General features: G+C 36.0%; 3 protein-coding genes. All 3 read left to right on the top strand.

Annotation, left to right across the window (positions count from 1 at the left end):
- A partial coding sequence (locus P8M52_RS05140) for a GatB/YqeY domain-containing protein (RefSeq protein WP_300308282.1) occupies positions 1-384 on the top strand: 384 nt, incomplete at its 5' end.
- Positions 385-912: 528 nt separating this feature from the next.
- On the top strand, positions 913-1,641 hold the full coding sequence (locus P8M52_RS05135; protein WP_300308279.1) for a DUF3530 family protein: 729 nt from the start codon (positions 913-915) through the stop codon (positions 1,639-1,641).
- A partial coding sequence (locus tag P8M52_RS05130) for a TSUP family transporter (protein WP_300308276.1) occupies positions 1,629-1,858 on the top strand: 230 nt, incomplete at its 3' end. The genes P8M52_RS05135 and P8M52_RS05130, both read left to right, overlap by 13 nt.

Below are 1,858 nucleotides of genomic sequence, written 5' to 3'. Positions count from 1 at the left end.
GAAGCTTTAAAAGCGGTTCGTATGATCATTGGTGCAATTAAGCAAAGAGAGGTTGATGAGCGCATTGAGCTTGATGATATTCAGGTTTTAGCTGTCATCCAAAAGATGGTTAAACAGCGTAAAGATTCTATTTCACAATTTAAAGATGCAGGTCGCACCGACTTAGTTGATGTGGAAGAGGCAGAGTTATTAATTATTAATAATTACATGCCTGAGCAACTCTCTGAAGAAGAAGTTTCTGCTGCTGTTGACAAAGCTATTGCCGATTCTGGCGCTTCTTCTATGCAAGACATGGGAAAGCTAATGGGATTGTTAAAATCTCAATTAGACGGCAAGGCTGACATGGGCGCTATATCTGGACTAATCAGATCTAAACTGTCTTAAATATTTCACTTACACTATAAATCAGTATCTTTAATTATTCAGTATTTTTACAAAGATACACTGAATGTCTCTATTAATAATTATTTAAATCAGTTATAATAAATCAACATGAACTATATATCGGATCCGTTCCCCGACACTGATTGTGGTCAATGTACTTATTATAGTATTTGATTTTCTCGGAAACTTCATTAATATAACTAAGTTTTTAGTGGTATTCGCGAATAAAGTTGTTTTCATACTTATCTCCAGCGAATATCACTTTTTTTTGCTTTTTTTTCATAAAAATCTTAAAAAATAACCACTTTATCCTATTTTTATCCTAAAAATAACAATAAATTTCTATTTTTATCCATTTTTACGTTATTTTATATATTTTTTCTAAAAACTAGTCATTTGCATTATTTCCTAAATTTTGTCGTGTGATTATTATGTGTATATAATTTTTTGAGCAAAAAAAAGCTTGATATAATTTAACTTTACTTGCTAAGCTGGAAGTCAAATTTAATTTTTAATTTGGAGAATATAATGAAATTACTAACACTGTTGTTATTGCTGCTGATCGGTGCGGCTAATGCGCAAATTACTCCTGATTATGCCAAAGAAACGCGTTGGGCAGAGCAGGTAGAAGATGGTCTAATGGATGGTGATGCAGTTTGGCTTACAGCCAGTGATCATGAATTTATGGCTATCTACACGCCCAGTGAAACTGATACCAAAAGAACCGCTGTGGTTGTCCATGGTTTAGGGGTCCATCCTGATTGGGTGCAAGTAATCCAACCATTACGTGTCGCTTTAACTACTCAAGGATTTAACACATTGTCTATTCAAATGCCAGTCTTGGCAAATGATGCGCATTCAGGCGAATATAAACAGGTACTTGGTCATGCAGATTTGCGTATTAAAGCTGCTGTAGAATACTTAGAGAAAGAAGGTTTAGTTAGTGATGTTTTGGTTGCACACAGTTTAGGCAGTGTGATGTCAACGCATTATCTGGCTAATTTTAAGCATCCATTTACGCGATTTGTGGGCATTGGTATGGGCCCAGCAACTGCTGAATATCTGAAAAAAATCGATATTCCTGTGTTTGACTTATATGGTGATGAAGACCTTGAATCAGTTCTAAAGAGTGTGAAGGATCGAGCTCATGCATCAAAAAACAACTCAAACTATTCACAGATGAAGGTTAGTGCTGATCATTTCTTTAATGATAAAGATGGTTTGCTAATTGAATCAGTTGGTACTTGGTTGAAGTAGCTTCACTCTTATTGCTCGGTGCGTTTTCAGGCTTTATTGCTGGTCTATTAGGAGTTGGTGGCGGGCTGATCATGGTGCCTGCATTGTTGTATTTATTAGCTGGGCAAGTTGATCAAGCCATACTTATGCACACAGCTGTTGGTACAGCATTAGCTGCTATTGTTTTCACTTCACTTTCAAGTGTTAGGGCGCATCATCAACAGGGTGCGATTCATTG

This window comes from Candidatus Thioglobus sp. (assembly GCF_029243085.1).
Taxonomy (GTDB): domain Bacteria; phylum Pseudomonadota; class Gammaproteobacteria; order PS1; family Pseudothioglobaceae; genus Thioglobus_A.
Note: the sequence above shows the minus strand (reverse complement) of the source record. Positions and strands in the feature narration are given on the sequence as shown.